The organism is Sorangium sp. So ce119 (assembly GCF_051524405.1).
Taxonomy (GTDB): domain Bacteria; phylum Myxococcota_A; class Polyangia; order Polyangiales; family Polyangiaceae; genus Sorangium; species Sorangium cellulosum_G.
Genome location: NZ_CP150310.1, coordinates 8,269,732 through 8,291,091 on the forward strand (window position 1 = coordinate 8,269,732; position 21,360 = coordinate 8,291,091).

A 21,360-nucleotide genomic window follows, 5' to 3' on the forward strand; every position below is an offset into this window, starting at 1 on the left:
GACCGGAAGATGCGGTACGGGGATCCCCCCCGCCGGACGTGCCTATGTCTCGCGCTCGAGCGCGCGCACGACGAGCGGCGCCACCGAGCGCAGGGCGCCGGGCGTGTCGGCGAGCTGCTGGCTGCCGGGGTGCGAGTCGGTGCCGAGCAGCGTCGTGAACACGCCCGCCTTCCTGATCTTCTCGAGCGAGTCGCCCGGCAGGACGAGGTGGCTGGTGACGGCGTGGACCTTCGAGGCCCCGGCGGCGAGGTAGGCGCGCCCCGCCTGGACGAGCGACGAGCCGGTGCGGACCATGTCGTCGTAGATGACGACCTCGCGGCCGGAGACATCGGCGTTGATGCCGGTCATGCTGACGCCGTCCCCGCGCCGCTCCTTGTAGACGAACGCCGGGTCGACGCCGAGGGTGCGGGCGAGGCTCTGCACCCACTTGGCCCGGCCGGCGTCCGTGGCGGCGAGCACGTACGGCCGGTCGCCCATCAGCTCGCGGACCGCCTGCGTGATGAGCGGCGCGCCGTAGAGGTGGCGCGTCACGTGCGAGTCGCTGAAATAGAACTCGATACCGTCGGTGTGCAGATCGAAGAGGAAGATGCGCGTGCCCGCGTCGCACGTGGGGATCGCCGAGATGAGCCGCGCCCGCGTCTTCGCGGTCACCACCTCGCCCGGCTTCACCGCCCGCTCCATGGTCGCGTAGCCGAAATACGGCATCACGATCGAGAGCGACCGGGCGCCGGCGCGCGAGATGGCGCAGCCGAGGTCGTAGATCTCCAGCCAGTCGAGGTCCTGGGGAGCGCCGCCGAGCAGGACGACATCGCGCCCCCAGCAGTCGACCGCGACGCGCAGGTAGCGCTCGCCGTCCGGGAAGCTCTTGCGCTCGACGAGGCCTGGCTCGAAGTCGCCTGCGGCGAGGAAAGCAGGCTCCATGTACGCGTACGAGCGGATCGTGATCAGCAGACGGCGCTGGCTCATCGCGCACCTCGGCGGGACGGCCGCGCCGGCCCCTTGCGCGCGCCTCCAGGCTTCGCGGCCCTCGCGAACGGCGCGCCTTTCGCGGCCCTCACGGCCTGCGCGCCCTTCATGGCCTGCGCGCCCTTCATGGCCTGCGCGCCCTTCATGGCCGGCGCGCCCTTCATGGCCGGCGCGCCCTTCACGGCCGGCGCGCCCTTCACGGCCGGCGCGCCCGGCGCGCCCACGCTGGCGAGGACGCTCTTCAGATGGGACTCCGTGCCTGGCTCGCTCGGAAAATCGACGGGATCGGGGAGGTCTTTCATCTGCACGACGTCGCATCCTGCTTCACGCGCGGCCTCGTGCAAATGGCGCCGGAACCTGGCGCGCGCGATGCCCCGGTGGTTGGTGCAGGCGAGCAGCCTCCCGCCCGGGGCGAGCAGGCGGAAGGCGAGCGCGGCGAGCGCGCCGAAATCGCTCGCGGCGCTGAAGCGGCTCTTCTTCGTGGTCGCGAAGCTCGGCGGATCGAGCACGATGAGATCGAAGCGCTGGCCGGCCTGGGCCGCGGCCTTCAGCCACGGGAACACGTCGGCCTCGACCACGACGTGCGCCGCCGGATCGGCGCCGAGCGCGTCGAGGTTGTCGCGCGCCCACGCGATCGCGCCCCGGGACACGTCGACCGTGACGCTCTCGCGCGCGCCGCCCGCCACGGCCGCCACGGTGAACGCGCCCGTGTAGGCGAACAGGTTCAGCACCCGCGCGCCCCGGGCGAGCTCGCGCACCCGCCGCCGGTTCTCGCGCTGGTCGAGGAAGATGCCGGTCGAGAGCCCGTCGCCGAGCCGCACCTTGAACGGCAGGCCGTGCTCGAGCACGGCGAACTCCTCGGGGGCGCTCTCGCCCCGGACGGCGTGCCGCGGCGCGAACTCCTCGCGGCGCGCGTCGACGATGACGCTCGCGTGCTTCGGGCGCACCTTGACGTAGACGCCCTTCGCCCCGAGCCGATGGGCCGCGTCGAGCACGACGTCCCGCGGCGGCGCGCCCGGCTCGCCCTCGCCGCCGCCGAACAGCGACACCACGAGGTGCTCGCCGTAGAGGTCGACCGAGACGGAGGGCAGGCCGTCGCCCGCGCCGTGGACGAGCCGGAGCGCCGTGGTGTCGCCCGCGCGCGCGACGCCGTAGCGCCGCTCGGCGGCCTCGCGCATGGCGCGCTCGACGGCCTCGACGCCCCCCGCGTACGGGTCGGCCGGCGCGGCCGCGAGCCACGCCTCGAAGGCCGCCGGCGGCGGCGAGCGGTAGGCCGCGGCCGCGCCCGTGGACGGGTGGTCGAGGCGGAGCTCGGCCGCGTGCAGGAGCAGGCGCGGGGCCGGGGCGCCGCCGTAGACCGGATCGCCGACGATCGGCAGGCCGATCGCGGCGAGCTGCACGCGGAGCTGGTGGGTGCGGCCGGTCTCGGGCCGGAGCTCGAGCAGGGCGCGGTCGCCGCGGCGCTCGAGGAGCCGGTAGCGGGTGATCGCCAGCGCGCCGCCCCCGCCCCGATCCTCTCGCCCCGCGCCCCGATCCTCTCGCCCCGCGCCCCGATCCTCTCGCCCCCCGCCCCGATCCTCTCGCCCCGCGCCCCGATCCTCTCGCCCCCCGCCCCGATCCTCTCGCCCCGCGCCCGCCTCGGCGATCGCGCGCATCGCGCCGCCCGGCGCCGGGACGAGCCGGTGCCGCAGGGTGCCGCGCGGCGCGCGGTCGCCGAAGCCTGAGACGGCGGCGACGTACGTCTTCTGTACCGTGCGCCCCTCGAACTGCCGCGCGACGGAGGCGTTCGCCTCCCGCCGGCGCGTGAACAGGAGCACCCCCGAGGTGTCGCGATCGAGCCGCTGGTGAATCCCGAGGTAGTCGTCGGCCGCGCCCCGGCCGCGCAGGAAGGCGCGGAGGCGCGTCACCACGTCGTCGATCCGGTCCGCCTCCGGCGCGTGCGTCGACATGCCAGCGGGCTTGTCGACCACGATGAGGTCCTCGTCCTCGGCGAGGATCCACTCCGGATGGAAGTCGGGGAAGAGCTCCGAGAGGGCCAGTCGCGGGATCATCAGTTCTGCTTGACGTCGGTGCCCGGCGGCGCGGTGAACCGGAACTCCGCGGGATCGATCGACGCGGGCTGCGACGCGTTCTCGAAGTCGAACCGGTTCCGGTTGCCCTGCGCGTCGACGATGAGGACGCGCCGGATGACGCCCGGGTCCTTCTTCGCGAGGAGCGCCCTGTCGATATAGAACATCACGAAGTCGTAGTGGGGAGTCGGCGCGCGCGGCTTCCCGACGAGCACGGGGCCGCCCTCGAAATTTGCCTTCTCGTTGAAGGTGAACGTGAACGACGGGCGGAGCCCGTGGCCCATGAGGAACGAGAGCGCGCCCGGATACTCCGAGTTCTGCACCGGCGTGACGAACATCTGCCGGTCCTCGGCGACGTAGACCTTGAGCGACACGCCGTCGGACACGATGCGGTTCTGGTTCGGCGGGTCGTAGCGAAACGAGATCTTGTTCGGCTTCTCGACCGACACGACGCCGCTCTGCTTCTTGACGGCGCCGGAGATCTTCTGGGTGTGCTCCTGCTTGAAGCGCGCCAGGTACGTCTTCTTGCCCACAAAGATCGTGTCGACCTCCGCCGCCACCGCCTCCGCGGATCCCGCCTCGGCGGGCGGCACCGGGGGCGGCGCGCCCACGCCGGGCGCGGAGGACGCCGCCGGCGTCTCGGCGGGCCCGCCGCCCGCGTCCGCCGCCGCCACGGCGCCTGCGTCCGTCGGCTCCGCCGCGCCGCCGGCGTCCCGCGGCGGGCGCTGGCCCGCGTCTCCCGCCGGCGCGCCCGCGGCATCCGGCGCCGCCGCGTCCGTCGCCACGGCCAGCGCGCCCGCGTCCTCGGGCGCCGCGGCGGCGCTCGCCGGCGGCGCGGCGGGCTGCGCGGCGGAGGAGAGCGGCGGGTCCGAGGCCGGCGCGGCGGGGGTGGGCGACGCGTCGGGCGCCGCGCCCACGGGCGCGGGCGGCGCGTCGCACGCGGCCCCGACCAGGGCAGCGGGCAGGACGAGGGCGGCGAGACGGAGGCGGATCATGAAGAGCTCGCTTTCAAGGGAGTGTGCGTCGCGTGTTCTAGGACAGGTAGGGCCGAGGTGGTAGCGCCGACTCCACCGCCGCGAGCGCCGCGAGCGCCGACGTCGATCACGCGCTCGCGCGCTCTCGCCTCGTCGCCGGGGCGCTCTCGCCTCGTCGCCGGGGCGCTCTCGCCTCGTCGCCGGGGCGCTCTCGACCGCCGGCGCTCGAGAAAACGTCGCCCCAGGACGAAGCGCCGAGCGCCGATCCCGTGCGAGCGCGGCGCGACGCGCCGGGTAACGGGTTCGCCGCGGACATCCCGGGCGAGACCATGTCTTGACCCCTATTTCCACGTAGCCCAAACTCTCCGGCCGCATGCGCGTGGGCACTCCCTCCCTGATCGATGCGTCGTCGCTCATCCTGATCCTCGACGTGTCGCGCAAGCTCGCGGCGCCGTGCGATCTCACGGAGCTCCTGGAGCTCATCATCAAGACGGGGCGGGAGGTGATCGACGCGGACCGCGGCAGCGTCTTCCTCTACGACGCGGAGGCCAAGGAGCTTTACTCGCGTGTCGCCACGGGCGAGGCGCAGATCCGCGTCAGCATCGACAAGGGCATCGCCGGCGAGTGCGCGCGCCGGCGCCAGACCATCGTCGTCGACGATTGCTATGCCGACCCGCGGTTCAACCCCGAGATCGACCGCCGGACGGGATATCACACGAAATCCCTGATCACGGTGCCGCTCATCGGGCTCGACGACAAGCTCGTCGGCGTGCTCCAGATGCTGAATTCGGCGGTGGGCCACTTCGGCCCCGACGAGCGCGACGTCGCCGAGCTGCTCGCGGCGCAGGCGGCCGTCGCCGTCCAGCGCACGCTCCTGCTCGAGGAGCGCATGATCAAGATCAAGCTCGAGCACGACCTCACCATCGCGCGCGACATCCAGCAGAACATCCTGCTGCGGCGGCTCCCGCGCTGCCCCGGATACTCGCTGTCGGCGTTCAGCAAGCCGGCCGACGACACCGGCGGCGACATCTACGACGTCATCCGGCTCGACGAGCGCTCCGACGCGTCGCCGATCCTCCTCCTGCTCGCCGACGCGGCCGGCCACGGCATCGGCCCCGCGCTCAGCGTCACCCAGTTCCGCGCCATGCTCCGCATCGGCCTCCGCCTCTCGGCCGACATGGACGCGCTGATGCACCACATCAACCAGCAGCTCATCGAGGACCTGCCGAACGACCGCTTCATCACCGCGTTCCTCGGCATCCTCGACCCGACCACGCACCAGCTCCGCTACCACGCGGCCGGGCAGGGGCCGCTGCTCCACTACCGGGCGGCCGAGGGCCAGATCGTGTGGCGCGATCCGTCGACCGTCCCGCTCGGCATGTTCAAGGACCTCGACCTGCCCCCGACGCCGCCCCTCGTGATGGCGCCGGGCGACCTCCTCGTGCTGCTCACCGACGGCTTCTACGAGTACCAGGACGCCGCCGGCCAGGTGTTCGGCAAGGAGCGCGTGGGCGATCTCATCCACCGCCTGCACGCGCGGCCCACCTCCGACATCCTCGGCGCCCTCCTCGCCGAGGTGCGCCGCTTCGCCGGCTCGGCCAAGCAGATAGACGACCTCACCGCGCTGCTCGTGAAGCGCGACGCCTAGAGCGCGCTCACCCGCTTCCCCTCTCTGCGTCCTTGCGCTAGCTAGGGCCGCGATGGCTGTCGACCCTGTGAACTCCCCGTCCCCCTCCTCCTTCCCCGGCGATCCGCCGGTCGACCTCGCGCTCGCGCAGGCGCACAAGCTCTCGCCGAGCGAGTGGGAGCGCGCGCGCGAGCGGCTCGGGCGGCAGCCGACGTTCACCGAGCTCGGGGTGCTCAGCGTGATGTGGAGCGAGCACTGCTCGTACAAGAGCTCGCGCGTGCACCTCTCCCGGCTGCCCACGACCGGCCCGCGCGTCATCCAGGGCCCCGGCGAGAACGCCGGCGTGGTCGACATCGGCGACGGGTTCGCGGCCGTCTTCAAGATGGAGTCGCACAACCACCCGTCGTACATCGAGCCCTACCAGGGCGCCGCCACCGGCGTCGGCGGCATCCTGCGCGACGTCTTCACCATGGGCGCGCGCCCCATCGCCAACCTCGACTCGCTCCGCTTCGGCCGGCCCGACCACCCGCGCACGGCGCAGCTCCTCCGCGGCGTCGTCGCGGGCGTCGGCGGCTACGGCAACTGCATCGGCGTGCCGACCGTGGGCGGCGAGCTCGTCTTCGACCGCGCCTACGACGGCAACATCCTCGTCAACGCCTTCACCTGCGGCGTCGTCCGCTCCGACCGCATCTTCTACGGGCGCGCGAGCGGCGTCGGCAACAACGTGCTCTACGTCGGCGCCAAGACGGGGCGCGACGGCATCCACGGCGCGACCATGGCCTCCGACGAGTTCTCCGAGGGCGGCCCGAGCCAGCGGCCCACCGTGCAGGTCGGCGATCCCTTCATGGAGAAGCTCCTGCTCGAGGCGTGCCTCGAGATCTTCGCGGAGGACCTGCTCGTCGGCGTCCAGGACATGGGCGCCGCCGGGCTCACCTCGTCGTCGGTCGAGATGGCGGGCCGGAGCGGCAGCGGCCTCGACCTCGACCTCGACCTCGTCCCGCGGCGCGCCGCCCGGCTCACGCCGTACGAGATGCTCCTCAGCGAGTCGCAGGAGCGCATGCTCCTCGTCGCGAAGCCCGGCTGCGAGGCGCGCGTCATCGAGATCTGCACGAAGTGGGAGCTCGACGCGGCGATCATCGGCAAGGTGACCGACACGGGCCGCTGGGTCGTGCGCGCCACGCCCGGCTACGACCCGCTCGGCGGCGCGGCGGCCGGCGTCGCCGCCACCGCCCGCCAACCGGTCGTCGTCTGCGATCTCCCTGTCGACTTCCTCACGGACGCGGCGCCGAAGTACGACCGCCCGCAGCGCGACGACGCCACGCTGCCGGCGCGCCGCGCGTTCGACCCGCGCGCCATCCCGGCGCCGCCCTCCTGGTCCGAGCTCTTCCTCGCGATGGCGGGCTCGCCCAACCTCGGCTCGCGCGCGTGGGTGTGGCGGCAGTACGACCAGATCGTGCGGGGCGGCACCGAGGTCCGGGCGGGCAGCGACGCCGCGGTGGTGCGCGTCCCGTGCGAGAAGGACGGCCAGCGGTTCGAGAAGCTGCTCGCGTTCTCGAGCGACTGCAACGGCCGCCTCTGCGAGCTCGACCCGTTCCAGGGCGCGGCGATGGCGGTGGCCGAGGCGTGCCGCAACGTCGTGTGCGCGGGCGCCGAGCCGATCGGCCTCACCGACTGCCTCAACTTCGGCAACCCCGAGCGGCCGGAGATCATGCGGCAGTTCGCGCTCGCGATCGACGGCATGGCCGCGGCGTGCCGCGCGCTCTCGGTGCCCGTCGTCAGCGGCAACGTGTCGCTCTACAACGAGACCGACGGCCGCGCGATCCTGCCGACCCCGACGGTCGCGGTGGTCGGCCTCGTCGCGGACGCGGGCGACGTGCTGCGGGCCTCGTTCCCGTCCGCCGGCCTCGCGGTGCTGCTGCTCGGCGACCCGCGCGGCGGCCCGCTCGGCGGCTCGGAGTACGTCGCGCGCCACACCGGCGAGGTGAAGGGCCCGAGCCCCGCGCTGGATCTCGACCGCGAGGCGCGGCTCCAGGGGCTCTGCCTCGAGCTCGCGCGCGCGCGGCCGCGGCTGCTCCAGAGCGCGCACGACGTCTCGGACGGCGGGCTCGCGATCGCGCTCGGCGAGTGCTGCGCCGCCGTCGACGACCCGACGGCGATGGTGGGCGCCCGGGTGAAGCTGCCGGAGGGCGAGGAGCTCGCCGAGGCGCTGTTCGGCGAGGCGCCGAGCCGCATCGTGGTGAGCGTCCGGCCCGAGGACGCGCCCGAGGTCGCGCGCAGGGCGAAGGCCGCGGGCGTGCCGTGCGTCGAGCTCGGCGCGACCGGCGGCGACCGCCTCACCATCGAGGCGGCCGGCGGCGAGGTCATCGACGTCGCCCTCGGCGCGCTCCGCGACGCGCGCGACCGGTGCCTCGATCCGATCGTCGGGAGCTAGCGGCTCGTCCGAGCCAGCGGCCAGCCGCGTCAGGGGCTGCCCGTGCGACCATCCGGGCGACGCCCCACGCGCTATCGACGCCGTCCACATTGCGCGCGACACCCGGAGAAGGGAATCTGGTCTCCATGGCCCTCCGCAAGGCAGTCGTCCTCCTCGTCGAGGACAGCGAGATCGATCGCACCATTTACCGGCGCTACCTGAAGGACTGGGCCGACATCGAGGTCAAGCTGATCGAGGCGCCCACGGGGAAGGCCGCCATCGAGGAGTGCGCGAAGAGCCCGCCCGATTGCATCATCCTCGATTACCGCCTCCCCGACATGGACGGCCTCGAGGTGCTCGAGAAGCTGAAGCGCATCACCGACGCCCCCGTCATCTTCATCACGGGCCAGCCGGCCCCGATGATGCTGACGCGGGCGCAGTCGCTCGGCATCGCGGGCTATCTCTGGAAAGAGGTGCTCGGCTCCGCGAGGCTCCGCGAGGCGATCCTGAGCGCGCTCAAGGTCTGCGCCCTCGCCGCCGTCAGCCTGCGCGCCTGACGGGCCTCGACCGCGCGCCGGCGCCATCCGCGGCGCCGTCGCCTATACTCCCTGCATGAAGCGCTGGCTCCCGCTCGGGCTCATCGCCGTCGGCGTCGTCCTCGCCGTCGTCGCGCTGCTGTTCTCGCCCTCCGAGGAGGACCGGATCCGCGAGCGCCTCGCCCAGCTCGAGGACGCGGTGCGCATCGACGACGGCGAGCGGAACCCGCTGGTGCGCCACGGCCGCGTTCGCAAGGAGTTCTCCGAGATCTTCACGAAGGAGGCGAGCGCCCGCATCGTCGAGATCGACGACCGGCTCAGCGGCCGGGACGACCTCACGGCGGCCGCGACCCAGGCCGCGATCGTCTACCAGACCGCGGACGTGAGCTTCGGCGACACGGACATCCAGGTCGACCCCGCCGGCATGACCGCCGCGGTGACCGCCACCGCGACGGTCACGGGCGCGCGGCACGGACAGCCGGTCCGCCGCGACGAGCTGCCCGTGGCGCTCCGGATGGAGAAGGTCGAGGGCGACTGGAAGATCGTCTCCGCCACCGTCCACCCGCGGCGCGCGCCCGAGGGCGACGGCCTCTGACGTCTCCGACGTGCGCCGCGCGCCCCGAGGTCGACGCGCGCGGCCTCGCCCGGGCTCACGGGTCCGTGAGGGGCGCCTCGGCGAGCGTGAAGTAGAACGTCGTGCCCCCGCTCGGCGGCGACTCCGCCCAGATCCTCCCCTTGTGCCGCTCGACGATCCGCTGCGTGATGGCGAGCCCCGAGCCCGTCCCCTCGCCGTACTGCGCCGCGGTCGAGAGCCGCTCGAACATCGTGAAGAGCCGGTGCCGCTCGTCCGCGGGGATGCCCACCCCGTTGTCCCTGACGTGGAAGATCGTGGGGATGGAGGTCTCGTCGAACCCCACCTCCACCCAGGGCTCGGGGCTCACGTTGTACTTGATGCCGTTCGAGATGAGGTTCGCCAGCACCTCCCCGATCCGGATGCGATCGCAGAACACCCTGGGGAGCCTCCGCGGCGCGCGGATCACGGCGCCGCGCTGCCGGAGCGTGCCCGCGAGCCGCCGCTCGACGTCCGCGAGCACCTCGCCGAGGTCGACCTCCCCGAAGGCGAAGTCCACCCGGCTGACGCGGGAGTATTCGTAAAGAGAGTTGATCAACTCCATCGTGCTCCCGGCGAGGTCGCCGATGCGCCGCAGGTGGCCCTGCGACTCGGACGACAGCGCCGCCCCGTCGTCCTCCATCACGAAGGTCGAGAACGACCTGATCCCGCGCAGCGGCTCCTTGAGGTCGTGCGCGACGATGTACCCGAACTGGTCCAGCTCGGCGTTGCTCCGCTCGGCGGCGGCGCGCGCGCTCCGCTCCCGGACGACCTGCCGCGTGAGATCGAGCTCGATGAGCGCGCGCCGGAGCAGCTCGACCGCCTCGATCTCGGCGGGCCTCCAGGCGACGGCGGTCAGCTCGACGGTCTGCTTCCACAGGGCGAAGGAGCGCCGGGGGCCGAGCACGGTGCCCTCGGCCGAGCTCTCCACCGGCTTCTCGGGGTTGCCGCCCCAGCTCACGGTCTGGATCACCTCGGGCCGGAGCCAGACCACGTACCAGGGGTCCGGCTCGGGGATGGAGATGCAGAGCACGCCGCTCGCCGCGTCCTTGATGCCGGCGAGGCCGGGCTCGAGCCGCGCCAGGCTCTCGGTGTGGAACACCGGCTGATCCGCGACGTGGCGCCGGATCCACGCGTGCAGGCTCCTGAGCTCCTCGGGCGCGGGCGAGAGCCCGAGCGCCGTCACCGCGTCTCCGTGGAAGAGGGCGACGCCCGACGCCTCCGCGAGCTTCATGAGCGCTCCGGCGCTCTCCGCGAGCCCGACCATGAGGTCCTCCTGCCGCGAGACCGTGGTCACGACCTCGTCGCTCAGGGCCTTGAGCTCCTGCTTTCGCCCCCTGTCCTCGAGCTTCTCCTTGGCCGCGAGCTGGATCGACAGGAACCTCCCGCAGAGCTCGCAGCCCTGCCGGATCTCGAACGACAGCGGCCTGGCGGTGCGATGGTGGCAGGCGATGAGCCCCCAGAGGACGCCCTCGCGGATGAGCGAGACGCTCATCGACGCGCCGACACCCATGTTCTTGAGGTACTGGATGTGCATCGGCGAGACGCTCCGGAGCACGGAGAAGCTCAGATCGATGGGCGCGTCCGGCTGGGGGACGATGTCCGAGGGCTGGTATCCGACGTCCGGGATGATGCGGAGCCAGTTCCGGAGATAGAGCTCCCGCGCCTGCGGCGGGATATCGGAGGCCGGATAGCGCAGCCCGAGATAAGGCTCGATGTCCGCCTCCCTGGCCTCGGCGATGACCTCCCCGTTCCAGTCGCGATCGAACCTGTAGATCATCACCCGGTCGTACCCGGTCAGGCGCTTGATCTCCTCGGCCGTCACGTCGCAGGCCTCGAAGAGCCCGTCCGCCGACTGGATCCGCTCGATCGCCGCGTGGCTCACGCGGTACACGCTCGAGAGCGACACGTCGCCGGGCGAGGCCGCGGGCTCGAGCTCCACGATCAGCCGCTCCCCCGCCCGGTGCACGATCGCGTCGAGCCACACGCCCGCGCCGCCGTCCCTGGACCTCACCTTGAGGGGGTTCATCGCGGAGGGGTCCGGCGACCGGAGGACGGACTCGAGATCTCCGCCCCCCGCCAGCGCGAGGAGATCGGGGAGCGCGCGCCCGAGGAGCGCCTCCGGCCCGCTCCCCAGCAGGGCGCCGACGTTCAGGCTGACATGCCGGACGGCGAGATCGCCGGAAGAGAGGGCGAGCAGCGCGCCGTGCGGCTGGATCCTGCCGGGGATGTGGATGGGCTCGGCCGCGCAATTCGTGAGGTCGACGCGCTGCCCGCGCCCACCGCGATGCTCCTGCATCATCTCCGCTTCTCCGCTGGACCGCGCCCCTCGACGACGACCCAGGCGGCGGGAGGACGCGGCGGTTCGCTCGACCCGCTCGTCGTTAGTGGAACTCGCCGGCGGGGTCGAGCGGTTCGGCCCGGACCCGCGCGCCCCCGCGCCCGGGGCTGCTCCGGCCGGGCGCGCTCAGCGGCGGGGCGCGCGGCCGCGCCCTCCCGCGCGCCGTCCGCGCGTCAAAAAAAAAGAAAGGCCGGTCGGGAGAGCCCGCCGGCCTGGGATCCGCTGCCGGATCCACCGGGGCCACACAGGAGCGCCGGCGGATGGGGGATCCTCCGGCGGTACCCGACAAGGCCCGCGGTCACGAGAGAGAAGACAGAGAAGAGAGGAAAGCGATACGAAGCGGGATCAAGGAAGAAAGAAGCGGGAATCAGAAGAGAGAGAAAAAGAGAATCAGAAGAGAGAGTCAGAAGCAGGAATCAAGCGAAGAGAAAAGAACTGAAACCAAGAACGAAGAGGAAGAAAAGACGAAGCTGAAGGGTAAGACAATCCAAGAAGCCAGTCAAAGCGAAAGAGCAAGGCGAAGTATCAAGCGCAGACTTGAATCGCAAGAACAAGCTCAAGAGAAGCGACGGGACAAGCTGAAGCGAGACATGAAGCAGAGTCGTTCGAGAGCCGAAGAAGAGGTAAGAGAAGCTCGGACCAAGATCGACAAGCTGATCACGATAAGCCAACTCGCTCGGCGCGCGCGATGCGCACCTCAATCATCCTCCTTCATCGCCTCAAGGCGGCTGTCATCAGGTGAACCGAAGTCCTCGCCGGCGTCCGGCGTCAAGTCAATCAAGGAGCCCGATAGCAAGCACCGTGGCATCCGGGTGGCGGCGGGGTAACGATCGCCCGGCAGTCGCTGCCGTCGATCACCTCGCTCGACGCCCCCCAGGGACGGCGGCATGCATTGCGAACGATGTGCCAGGGGGGCCGCTCCCGTCGAGTCCCCCTGAAACAGAACGGCGACCGGGAGCGACATCTGCCAGATACATTGAGCAATGGGCGGGCCAACCGGCAATGCGCCGCGGGACCGGCCCCCGGCGGCCAGAAATGCAGCGAATTTGGCCGCTAGCGTCCGGTTCACGTACGCTCGAAGTGCGGGCTCCGTAATACATTTCCGCAGGGACTGCTTCGATCCAGGGATGGGTTCAGATCCAGAACGCAAACCTCACCTGGACATGAACATGTCCACGCGCCGAGGGTCAAAGCGCCTATTGTCGCGCGGTGGGAGTGAAGAATTGCGAAGTGGCGGCACGGCCCTGCGCGGCGCACCGCGGCACGCGGCAGCCCGGCGCGCAGCGCGTCACGCAGCGGGGCGCGCAGCACGGCACGCGGCGCGCAGCGCGGAACGCAGCGCGACGCGCCGCAGGGTCGGGCGCGACGCCCGGCGTGCGGCGCGGCGCAGGCGCACCGTGTGCGCGCGCGGCGCGCCGCGCTACCGGCAGCCGGCCTGGATCAGCGGCTCGACCACCCGGCCGATGTTCTCCTGGGGCGCGGAGAAGCGCTCACCCTCGAGCTTCCTCAGCGCGCCCAGGAACCGCGGCCAGCTCCCGCCGCAGGTCGCGAGCAGCGCCCCGAGCTCCGGGGTGCCCGAGTTGTAGACGCGGAACTGCACGAGCGACGCGTTGTTCAGCGGGCGGCGCGCCCCGATGTCGGCCCTGAGCCGGGCGAGCACCGCCTCCTTCTCCGCCCGCTTCTCGGCGTCGGTGGCCGGCGACTCGTACAGCCGGTTCAGGTGGACGTAGGCGTCGTGCAGCGTGCGCGCCCGCGCCTCCCCCCGCTCCTGCTCTCGCATGTAGGACGTCTTCTCCGCCGAGAAGGGGCCCACCCGCTCGTCCAGGTAGAGCTTGGCGAGCTCGTCCCCGACGAAGCTCGCGAGGCTCTCGTTCAGCCGCGTCTGGCCCTTGATGTAGAGCGTCGCGTGCAGCGACTCGTGCAGCACCACGTTGGCGAGCTCGCCGAGCGCCTCGTCCCCGCTCGAGATCATCGTGGACAGGACCGGATCCTCCAGCCAGCCGAGCGTCGAGTAGGCGCCCGCCGGGCGCACGTCCACGTCCCAGCCGGCCGCCTTGAGCGGCGCGGCGAACTCCCTGGCGTCCTCGAGCTCGAACCAACCCAGGTACGGGACCGTGCCGACGATGGGAAAGCTCCAGGTCTTCGAGCGGAACCGGAGCGGCTCGCACGCGCTCACCACCCAGACGGCCGCCGGGCGATCGAGCTCGACGTACGTCCGGTAATTGCCTGTCGGGGTGAGGCCGTGTCGCTCCCCGAAGCGCTTGATGTGCGGCACCTCGCGCAGCAGCGCGCGCGTCCGCCACGACCTTCGGGCGTCGAGGGAGGCGTCCTTCAGCGACTCGGTCCGCCACGCCATCGAGAGCTGCCCGAGGCTCGCCTGCGCGACGTAGCGCACCTCGGTGCACCCGGAGAGCAGGGCGCACAGCGCGAGCGCGAGGAGGACGGAGGCGGCCTCGCCCCCGCGCCCCCGGAGGCGGCCGCGCGGCGCGGACCACGAGCGCGCCGCGCCGCGGCGCGCGACGGCCGGTAGCCTTTCGCTCATGATCTAGCTGATAGCTGGCGGCGCGGGCTTCACAAGATCTTCCGCGCGCGAGCGCCGCGCGTCTCCCACGATCCGCCGCGCGCGTCTCCCACGATCCGCCGCGCGCGAAGCGCGCGCGGCAGGCCGGACGCCGCGCCCGGCGGCTCAGGAAGGCGCGGACGCCCCCCACAGACTGAACTGCGCGGCCGGGACGATCGGCGCGCGCTCCCGCGGAGAGGCCTCGTCCACGGCGTGCAGGGCCTCGCGCGCGAGCGGGTAATCGCGCGGCGCCCCGTTCGACAGCACCATCTGGATGAAGCTGAGGTGCCCGGTGCGGAACGCCGCGGCGGCGCAGGCGAGGTAGAACTCCCACTTCCTCATGAACGCCGGGTCGAACCCGGTGACCCGCGCGATCTTGTCGCGGTTCTCCAGGAAGTTCTTGCGCCAGCAGCGCGCCGTCAGGGCGGAGTGGCGCCGCAGGTTCTCCGCGTCGAGCACGTCGAGGCCCCGCGTCGCGGCGCGCGACGCCATCCCCCGGAGCGACGGAGGCCAGTAGCCGGGGAAGATGTGCGCTTGCAGGAACGGGTCGGCCCACGGCGACTCCTGCGCCCGGGTGACGCTCTCGAGCAGGCAGACGCCGCCCTCGGCGAGCAGCGCCTTCACCCGGTCGTAGAACACGTCGATCCGGCGCTCGCCGGCGTGGCACATCGAGCCGAGGGAGACGAGCCGATCCCACCGCGGCTCGGCCTCGAGCTCCTCGTGGCTCATCACGCGGACCTCGACCGGGAGCCGGCGCGCCGCCGCCTGCTCGCGGATGTACCTCGCCTGGTTCTCGCAGAGGGTGATCCCGAGGCACTGCACGCCGTACGCCTCGGCGGCGTGGAACATGAAGTGCCCCCACCCGCACCCGACATCGAGCAGCCGCTGCCCGCGCCGGAGCGCGAGCTTCCGCGCCACGACGGCGATCTTGTGGGCCTGGGCGTCGTCGAGCGCCTCGCCTGGAACCCTGAAGTAACCGCACGAGGTCTGGAGCCGCCTGTCGAGATAGAGAGCGTAGAAGTCGTTGCCGAGCCCGTAATGGCGCTCGACCGCGCGCTGCTCGCGCCGCGCCGCGCCGGAGCCCCGCCCGATCCCGAGCGCGTCGAGCAAGCCCGCCGCGCCGCGCTCGCGCGGCGGCGGCGCGACATGCGACAGGGGCGACAGGCGCGGCAGGCGCGGCAGGCGTGAGCCAAGCGCTTGCACCGATCGCACGGGCCCCGCCGACCGCGCGAGCTCGAACAGGCCGGCGAGCGCGTCCTCGAGATCTCCCTCGAACGTCACCTCGCGACGGATGTACGCCTCGCCGAGGCCCAGCGTGCCCCGCAGCAGCGTGTCGCAGAGCGCCCGCCGCGTCCTGAACGTCATGGAGAGCGCGGGCGCGCCCGCGCCGAAGCGCAGGCGCTCGCCGCCCCAGAAGCGCACCTCGAACGGAGTCCCTTCATGGCGCTCGAGCAGGCGCGAAGCCGCTTCCTTGAAACGACGGGACAACAGCGGAATGTCGCCCTTCCTGACGATGAACATCAGACCCCCTCCGCGACCCCCCGGCCGCCCGACGAGCTGAACCGACCTGCGCTTTCCCGTCAAGCCACATGTCGTCCATTCAACATCACGACAACCAGCCTCGAAACGCCCACAACGGCCGGCGGACAACCGGAGCAGGCGATGTCGTCCTCGATCAGGATGAACGTAATCGACGACTCGCGGCCCGCATCCGAGGTGCCTTCGGGAAGATCCTGAGATTTCAAGCCATCTTCGGGAGTGTCCCGATAACGCTCTTGTGTCGGGGAGGTTTCATGTTCCGGACGACGTGGTGAGTCCGAGGAAGGAAATCAGGAAGATGATTGGCGTTTGTCTCCACCTTCCTGTCTGCGTCACGTCTCCATCGTCGATCTGCCCGCGCGCGGCGTGGTCGCGGGCCCGGGCGATGCGCGCCGGCCCGCGACCACGCCGCGCGCGGGCGGATCGACGAGATCGGCCCTCACGCGCGCACCTCCGCCGCGCGGCTCGCCGGTGAGGCGCGCTCACGGTGCGCTCACGGCCCGCCGGCGTCGGCACACCGGAGCACATTCGCGCCGGACGCGCGACGCCGCGCCCTGTCAAGGAGAAAGGAGACGCACGCCACTTCGGCTTCCGTTTCGCTGGGATACCGGCTCTATTGGACCGTAGGCGGACTCTCGACGGCCGGGAGAGAACGAAGAGAGCCCCGCCGGATGGAGAGCGACATCGGCCACGACCGAGACGTGGTCATCGAGCGATCACGGCGGCGCCGGACGGCGAAGCGGCGCGGCCACCCCTTGTGGACATCAGAGGAGGAGGCATCAGTGAGCCAGGCCCGACCCCATGTGCTCGTGGTAGACGCCGAGGAGTGGGTCCTCGACCGGCTCGCGGTCGAGCTCCGCGAGGGGGGCTTCGACGTCACCTGCGCGGAGAGCGGCCTCGCCGCGATCGAGCTCGTCAAGGCGCGCCGGTTCGACCTCGCGGTCGCCGACGTGAGGGCGCCCGGCATGGAGGGCGGCGGGACCATCGCCGCGCTCAAGGCGATCAGCCCGGACCTCGAGATCATCGTCGGCGCCCCGTACTCCAGCGCGCAGGCCGCCGTCGAGTGCATCAAGAGCGGCGCGTACGACATCCTCGAGAAGCCGTACGACATCGAGGACATGAAGAGGCTGCTCGGGGCGGCGATGCTGCGCACCCACCTCGACGCGGTGGCCGCCGTCCACCAGGCGAGCGCCGCCCTCGCCGCGTCCCTCTCGCGCGACGATTTCCCGGAGCGCGCTGTGGACCTCGCGGCGAAGGTGGTCTACACGACCGGCGCCGCGCTCTCCCTCGCGCTCGACCAGGGGGCCGCGCTGTACCAGGCGGCCTGCGGCGCCGAGGTGCCGGCGGCGTTCATCGCGCGGCTCGCCGGCCAGGTCGAGGGCGCGCTCGCCCCGGTCCGCCTCTGCGCGGACGACACCCCCGAGCTGCTCTGCACCGCGGAGGGCGATCGGTTCGGCGCCGCCATCGTGGCGCCGCTCCGGCTGGGCGAGAGCTCGTTTGGCGGCCTGGTGGTGCTCCGCGACGAGCGCCTGCCGGCGTTCACCAGCCAGGAAGAGCAGGCCATCGGCATCTTCGCGATCGAGCTCGCGCTCGCCTTTTACGCTCACAAGGTACGGCCCGCGCGCGGCCCGCGCGCCGCCTGACGCGCCCCCCTCCGCAGCGGCTCGGGCGACCCGCTCCCCCGGGCGGCGCGCCGCCCGAGATCAGCGGCCGCCGCCCGCAAAATCTTCGGCGATCGAGCGCGAGATTCCCTCTGGCGAACGCGTTCACGCCCCACTAAAGGAGGGGAGCGATGAGCCCCACTGCTGCCCCATCGACTCTCCCCTCCAGGGCCCAGCGCGCCGCGCTCTTCTACCGGGATCTCGTCGGCAAGAAGTTCGCGATGGCGCTGAGCGGCGTCGTCTTCTTCGGCTTCGTGATCGGCCACATGGCCGGCAACCTGCAGGTCTTCCTCGGCCGTCAGAAGTTCAACGACTATGCCGCGTTCCTCCACGGGACCCCCTCGCTGCTGTGGGGGACGCGGCTGGTCCTCCTCGCCTCTCTCGTCGTCCACCTCTACACCGGCGTCACGCTCGCGCTGCACAGCCGCGCCGCCAGGCCGGTGCGCTACCAGGTGAAGGGGCAGCGGCACCCGAACCTCGCCGCGCGCACGATGCTGCTGAGCGGCGGCGTCCTCGCCGCCTTCATCCTCTATCACCTGCTCCACCTGACGACGGGCACCGTGCACCCGGACTTCGTGCCGCTCGACGCCTACGACAACGTCGTGAAGGGCTTCAGCTCGGCGCCCGTGGCGATTGCCTACGTCGTGGCGATGGGCCTGCTCGGGCTGCACCTCTACCACGGCGCGTGGAGCATGTTCCAGTCGATGGGCCTCACCCACCCGCGCTACACGCCGGCGCTCAGGAAGTTCGCGGCCGCGTCGTCGATCCTGCTCGTCGTCGGCTTCTCGTCCATCCCGCTGGCCGTCCTGTTCGGCCTGGTCGGCTGAGCCCGGAGCGTCCCCCACCATGCAGCTCAACGCGAAGATCCCCGAAGGTCCCATCGAGAAGAAGTGGGACCAGCACCGCTTCAACCTGAAGCTCGTCAACCCGGCGAACAAGCGGAAGTACACCGTCCTCGTCGTCGGCACCGGCCTCGCCGGGGGCGCGGCGAGCGCCACGCTGGCCGAGCTCGGCTACAACGTGAAGAGCTTCTGCTTCCAGGACTCTCCGCGCCGCGCCCACAGCATCGCCGCGCAGGGCGGCATCAACGCCGCGAAGAACTACCAGAACGACGGCGACAGCATCTACCGCCTCTTCTACGACACCGTGAAGGGCGGCGACTACCGCGCGCGCGAGGCCAACGTCTACCGGCTCGCGCAGATCAGCGTGAACATCATCGATCAGTGCGCCGCGCAGGGCGTGCCGTTCGCGCGCGAGTACGGCGGCGTGCTCGCGAACCGCTCCTTCGGCGGAGCGCAGGTGTCGCGGACCTTCTACGCGCGCGGTCAGACGGGGCAGCAGCTCCTGCTCGGCGCCTACCAGGCGCTCGAGCGGCAGATCGGCCTCGGCAAGGTGAAGATGTACCCGCGCACCGAGATGCTCGACCTCATCGTGGTCGACGGCAAGGCGCGCGGCCTCATCACCCGCAACCTGATCACGGGGGCGCTCGAGACGCACCTCGGCGACGCCGTCGTCCTCGCCTCGGGCGGCTACGGCAACGTCTTCTTCCTCTCGACGAACGCGAAGGGGTCGAACGCCACGGCCATCTGGCGGGCGCACAAGCGCGGCGCGCTCTTCGGCAACCCCTGCTTCACGCAGATCCACCCGACGTGCATCCCGGTCTCGGGCGACTACCAGTCGAAGCTGACGCTCATGAGCGAGTCGCTCCGGAACGACGGCCGCATCTGGGTGCCCGTCAACGCGGGCGACACCCGCGCGCCGGAGCTCATCCCCGAGGGAGAGCGGGACTACTACCTCGAGCGCCGCTACCCGAGCTTCGGCAACCTCGTGCCGCGCGACGTCGCGTCGCGCGCCGCGAAGGCGGTGTGCGACGAGGGCCGCGGCGTCGGGCCGACGAAGCTCGGCGTGTACCTCGACTTCTCGGACGCGATCCGGCGCCTCGGCAAGCCGGCCATCGCCGAGCGCTACGGCAACCTCTTCGACATGTACGAGCGCATCACCGGCGACGACCCGTACAGCGTCCCGATGCGCATCTACCCGGCCATCCACTACACGATGGGCGGGCTCTGGGTCGACTACAACCTGATGAGCACGATCCCCGGCATGTTCGTGCTCGGCGAGGCGAACTTCTCCGATCACGGCGCGAACCGCCTCGGGGCGAGCGCGCTGATGCAGGGCCTGGCCGACGGCTACTTCATCATCCCCTACACGATCGGCGATTACCTCGCGTCGACGAAGCTCGAGCGGGTCGACGATCTCCACCCGGCGGTGCGCGACGCCGAGCGCGACGCGAGCGCGCGGCTGAACAAGCTGCTCGCGACGACCGGCTCGCGCACGGTCGACTCGTTCCACCGCGAGCTCGGCAAGATCATGTGGGAGCACTGCGGGATGGCGCGCAACGCGACCGGGCTGAAGGGCGCGCTCACGCGGATCCCGGAGCTCCGGGAGCAGTTCCACCGCGACGTGCGCGTCTCGGGGACGGGCACCGGCCTGAACCAGGAGCTCGAGAAGGCGGCGCGCGTCGCAGACTTCTTCGAGCTGGCGGAGCTCATGTGCCGCGACGCGCTCTTCCGCGAGGAGTCGTGCGGCGGTCACTTCCGCGAGGAGCACCAGACGCCCGAGGGCGAGGCGCGGCGCGACGACGAGAACTTCACCTATGTCTCCGCCTGGGGGTGGCGAGGCGAAGGCCAGGCCCAGGAGCTCTTCAAGGAGCCGCTCCAGTTCAACGAGGTTCACCCCACGCAGCGGAGTTACAAATAATGCGCCTCACCCTCCATGTCTGGCGGCAGAAGGGCAAGTACGAAGCGGGCCGGTTCGTCACGTACGAGGTGCCCGACGTCAGCGAGCACATGTCCTTCCTCGAGATGCTCGATGTGCTCAATCAACGGCTCATCCTCAAGGGTGAGGAGCCGATCGCGTTCGATCACGACTGCCGCGAGGGCATCTGCGGCATGTGCGGCTTCATGATCAACGGCCAGGCGCACGGCCCGCTCCGTGGTACGACCGTGTGTCAGCTGCACATGCGTCACTACAAGGACGGCGACGTGCTGTGGCTCGAGCCGTGGCGGGCGCAGGCGTTCCCCATCGTGAGCGACCTCGCCGTCGACCGCAGCGCGTTCGATCGGATCGTGGCCGCGGGCGGCTACATCTCGGTGCCGACGGGCAGCGCGCCGGACGCCAACGCGATCCCGGTGCCGAAGCCGATCGCCGAGCGCTCCATGGACGCGGCGGCGTGCATCGGCTGCGGCGCCTGCGTCGCCTCCTGTCCGAACGCGTCGGCGTCGCTGTTCACCGCGGCGAAGCTCACGCACCTCAACATCCTGCCGCAGGGGGAGCCCGAGCGCGATCAGCGGAGCCTCAACATGGTGGGGCAGATGCGCGTCGAGAACTTCGGCCACTGCACGAACATCGGCGAGTGCGAGGCGGTCTGCCCGAAGGAGATCCCGCTCGACGTGATCGCGCAGATGAACCGCGACTACCTGCGCGCCACGCTGCGCCACCGCGACGTGCAGTCCAAGGGCGGCACCGGCTGACGCCGCCCGGCAGCGCCGCCGACCCCTCGGCCGGCGGCGGCCGCCCGCTGTCTCCTCCTTCCTCACGAAGTCCCTCCCCACCCTGTCACCCCGGTCCGCGCACAGGGCGGACGGCAGCGCACCGTCGCGGCCGGCCCGCCGCGCCCGCCCGGCCGAGCGCCCACACCGCTGCCGCGCCCCGCCGAACCGCGCGCCATGGACGAGCCCCTGCTCGCCCCGACCTGGGCGAGCCCGTCAGCGCTGCTTTCCGCGTCAGGATGGCCCTCGCTGCCGCAAGGCGCAGGCTGCGTCGCCTAGGCGCCGGGATGCGCCGGGGGCGCGCCGCGCGATGACAGGCGAATCCCGGAGCCGCCGCCGCGCCAGCGGCCCGCGCGGCCGACCAGGACGTTCATGGCGGCCCTGACCCGACCTACCGCCTCTGCGCGAATTTTCCACCAGCACGAGAGATCAGCGCGGCCCTGTGGAGAACGCATCAGGATCTTCCCGATCGTCGACTCAGGCGCTTCCTAAATGATCGTCGCTCACCGCGACCGG

The 21,360-nt window shown here is 71.7% G+C and carries 15 protein-coding genes; 9 read left to right on the forward strand and 6 right to left on the reverse strand.

Annotation, left to right across the window (positions count from 1 at the left end):
• Positions 1–42 precede the first annotated feature (42 nt).
• From prs to WME76_RS31200, 3 genes are read right to left on the reverse strand one after another with little or no spacing between them, the layout of a single operon-like run.
• Positions 43–966, reverse strand: a complete 924-nt coding sequence (prs, locus tag WME76_RS31190; RefSeq protein ID WP_437955892.1) for a ribose-phosphate diphosphokinase — start codon at positions 964–966, stop codon at positions 43–45.
• Positions 963–3,017 carry a class I SAM-dependent methyltransferase gene (locus WME76_RS31195; RefSeq protein ID WP_437955893.1) on the reverse strand — a complete coding sequence of 685 codons (2,055 nt, stop codon included), beginning with the start codon at positions 3,015–3,017 and terminating at the stop codon, positions 963–965. The genes prs and WME76_RS31195 overlap by 4 nt, the downstream gene beginning before the upstream one ends.
• Complete coding sequence (locus tag WME76_RS31200) at positions 3,017–4,030, reverse strand: LolA family protein (RefSeq protein ID WP_437955894.1); 1,014 nt, start codon at positions 4,028–4,030, stop codon at positions 3,017–3,019. The genes WME76_RS31195 and WME76_RS31200 overlap by 1 nt, the downstream gene beginning before the upstream one ends.
• A 352-nt stretch (positions 4,031–4,382) precedes the next feature.
• On the opposite strand from WME76_RS31200, the gene WME76_RS31205 reads away from it, so the two are divergent.
• The 4 genes from WME76_RS31205 (at position 4,383) to WME76_RS31220 (ending at position 9,177) form a co-directional block, all read left to right on the forward strand.
• Positions 4,383–5,657: a PP2C family protein-serine/threonine phosphatase gene (locus tag WME76_RS31205; RefSeq protein ID WP_437955895.1), complete on the forward strand. Its 1,275-nt coding sequence runs from the start codon at positions 4,383–4,385 to the stop codon at positions 5,655–5,657.
• Positions 5,658–5,709: 52 nt separating this feature from the next.
• Complete coding sequence (gene purL, locus WME76_RS31210; RefSeq protein ID WP_437955896.1) at positions 5,710–8,067, forward strand: phosphoribosylformylglycinamidine synthase subunit PurL; 2,358 nt, start codon at positions 5,710–5,712, stop codon at positions 8,065–8,067.
• A 125-nt stretch (positions 8,068–8,192) separates the two neighbouring features.
• Entirely contained in the window at positions 8,193–8,603 is a 411-nt protein-coding gene (locus tag WME76_RS31215; RefSeq protein WP_437955897.1) for a response regulator, read from the forward strand.
• Between the two features lie 55 nt (positions 8,604–8,658).
• Positions 8,659–9,177: a nuclear transport factor 2 family protein gene (locus tag WME76_RS31220; RefSeq protein ID WP_437955898.1), complete on the forward strand. Its 519-nt coding sequence runs from the start codon at positions 8,659–8,661 to the stop codon at positions 9,175–9,177.
• A 55-nt stretch (positions 9,178–9,232) separates the two neighbouring features.
• Here the strand turns inward: WME76_RS31220 and WME76_RS31225 are convergent, their stop codons facing one another.
• Positions 9,233–11,494, reverse strand: coding sequence for an ATP-binding protein (locus WME76_RS31225; protein WP_437955899.1), 2,262 nt, complete (start codon positions 11,492–11,494; stop codon positions 9,233–9,235).
• Between the two features lie 299 nt (positions 11,495–11,793).
• Between WME76_RS31225 and WME76_RS31230 the strand changes: the two genes are divergently transcribed.
• Positions 11,794–12,360 carry a hypothetical protein gene (locus WME76_RS31230; RefSeq protein ID WP_437955900.1) on the forward strand — a complete coding sequence of 189 codons (567 nt, stop codon included), beginning with the start codon at positions 11,794–11,796 and terminating at the stop codon, positions 12,358–12,360.
• 593 nt (positions 12,361–12,953) lie between these two features.
• Here WME76_RS31230 and WME76_RS31235 read toward each other — a convergent pair.
• Together WME76_RS31235 and WME76_RS31240 are read right to left on the reverse strand one after the other, a co-directional pair.
• Positions 12,954–14,075 carry an aminopeptidase gene (locus tag WME76_RS31235; protein WP_437955901.1) on the reverse strand — a complete coding sequence of 374 codons (1,122 nt, stop codon included), beginning with the start codon at positions 14,073–14,075 and terminating at the stop codon, positions 12,954–12,956.
• 144 nt (positions 14,076–14,219) lie between these two features.
• On the reverse strand, positions 14,220–15,581 hold the full coding sequence (locus WME76_RS31240) for a class I SAM-dependent methyltransferase (protein WP_437955902.1): 1,362 nt from the start codon (positions 15,579–15,581) through the stop codon (positions 14,220–14,222).
• 833 nt (positions 15,582–16,414) lie between these two features.
• Here WME76_RS31240 and WME76_RS31245 point away from each other — a divergent pair.
• From WME76_RS31245 to WME76_RS31260, 4 genes are all read left to right on the forward strand, one after another.
• Positions 16,415–17,275 carry a response regulator gene (locus tag WME76_RS31245; protein WP_437955903.1) on the forward strand — a complete coding sequence of 287 codons (861 nt, stop codon included), beginning with the start codon at positions 16,415–16,417 and terminating at the stop codon, positions 17,273–17,275.
• 149 nt (positions 17,276–17,424) lie between these two features.
• A complete protein-coding gene (locus tag WME76_RS31250; RefSeq protein WP_437955904.1) occupies positions 17,425–18,120 on the forward strand; it encodes a succinate dehydrogenase cytochrome b subunit in 696 nt (231 codons plus the stop codon).
• Between the two features lie 19 nt (positions 18,121–18,139).
• Positions 18,140–20,053 carry a fumarate reductase/succinate dehydrogenase flavoprotein subunit gene (locus WME76_RS31255; protein ID WP_437955905.1) on the forward strand — a complete coding sequence of 638 codons (1,914 nt, stop codon included), beginning with the start codon at positions 18,140–18,142 and terminating at the stop codon, positions 20,051–20,053.
• The gene (locus tag WME76_RS31260; RefSeq protein ID WP_433928799.1) at positions 20,053–20,826 is read left to right on the forward strand and encodes a succinate dehydrogenase/fumarate reductase iron-sulfur subunit; all 774 of its coding nucleotides are present in this window, start codon (positions 20,053–20,055) and stop codon (positions 20,824–20,826) included. Before WME76_RS31255 ends, WME76_RS31260 begins: the two co-directional genes overlap by 1 nt.
• The last annotated feature ends 534 nt before the right edge of the window (positions 20,827–21,360 follow it).

Excerpts from the sequence above, each read along its gene's own strand:
- WME76_RS31225 (WP_437955899.1), bottom strand. The coding sequence starts at position 11,494 with ATGATGCAGGAGCATCGCGGTGGGCGCGGGCAGCGCGTCGACCTCACG.
- WME76_RS31260 (WP_433928799.1), top strand. The coding sequence starts at position 20,053 with ATGCGCCTCACCCTCCATGTCTGGCGGCAGAAGGGCAAGTACGAAGCG.
- purL (WP_437955896.1), top strand. The coding sequence starts at position 5,710 with ATGGCTGTCGACCCTGTGAACTCCCCGTCCCCCTCCTCCTTCCCCGGC.
- WME76_RS31220 (WP_437955898.1), top strand. The coding sequence starts at position 8,659 with ATGAAGCGCTGGCTCCCGCTCGGGCTCATCGCCGTCGGCGTCGTCCTC.
- WME76_RS31255 (WP_437955905.1), top strand. The coding sequence starts at position 18,140 with ATGCAGCTCAACGCGAAGATCCCCGAAGGTCCCATCGAGAAGAAGTGG.
- WME76_RS31215 (WP_437955897.1), top strand. The coding sequence starts at position 8,193 with ATGGCCCTCCGCAAGGCAGTCGTCCTCCTCGTCGAGGACAGCGAGATC.
- WME76_RS31250 (WP_437955904.1), top strand. The coding sequence starts at position 17,425 with ATGAGCCCCACTGCTGCCCCATCGACTCTCCCCTCCAGGGCCCAGCGC.
- WME76_RS31200 (WP_437955894.1), bottom strand. The coding sequence starts at position 4,030 with ATGATCCGCCTCCGTCTCGCCGCCCTCGTCCTGCCCGCTGCCCTGGTC.
- WME76_RS31195 (WP_437955893.1), bottom strand. The coding sequence starts at position 3,017 with ATGATCCCGCGACTGGCCCTCTCGGAGCTCTTCCCCGACTTCCATCCG.
- WME76_RS31235 (WP_437955901.1), bottom strand. The coding sequence starts at position 14,075 with ATGAGCGAAAGGCTACCGGCCGTCGCGCGCCGCGGCGCGGCGCGCTCG.
- WME76_RS31230 (WP_437955900.1), top strand. The coding sequence starts at position 11,794 with ATGGGGGATCCTCCGGCGGTACCCGACAAGGCCCGCGGTCACGAGAGA.
- prs (WP_437955892.1), bottom strand. The coding sequence starts at position 966 with ATGAGCCAGCGCCGTCTGCTGATCACGATCCGCTCGTACGCGTACATG.
- WME76_RS31205 (WP_437955895.1), top strand. The coding sequence starts at position 4,383 with ATGCGCGTGGGCACTCCCTCCCTGATCGATGCGTCGTCGCTCATCCTG.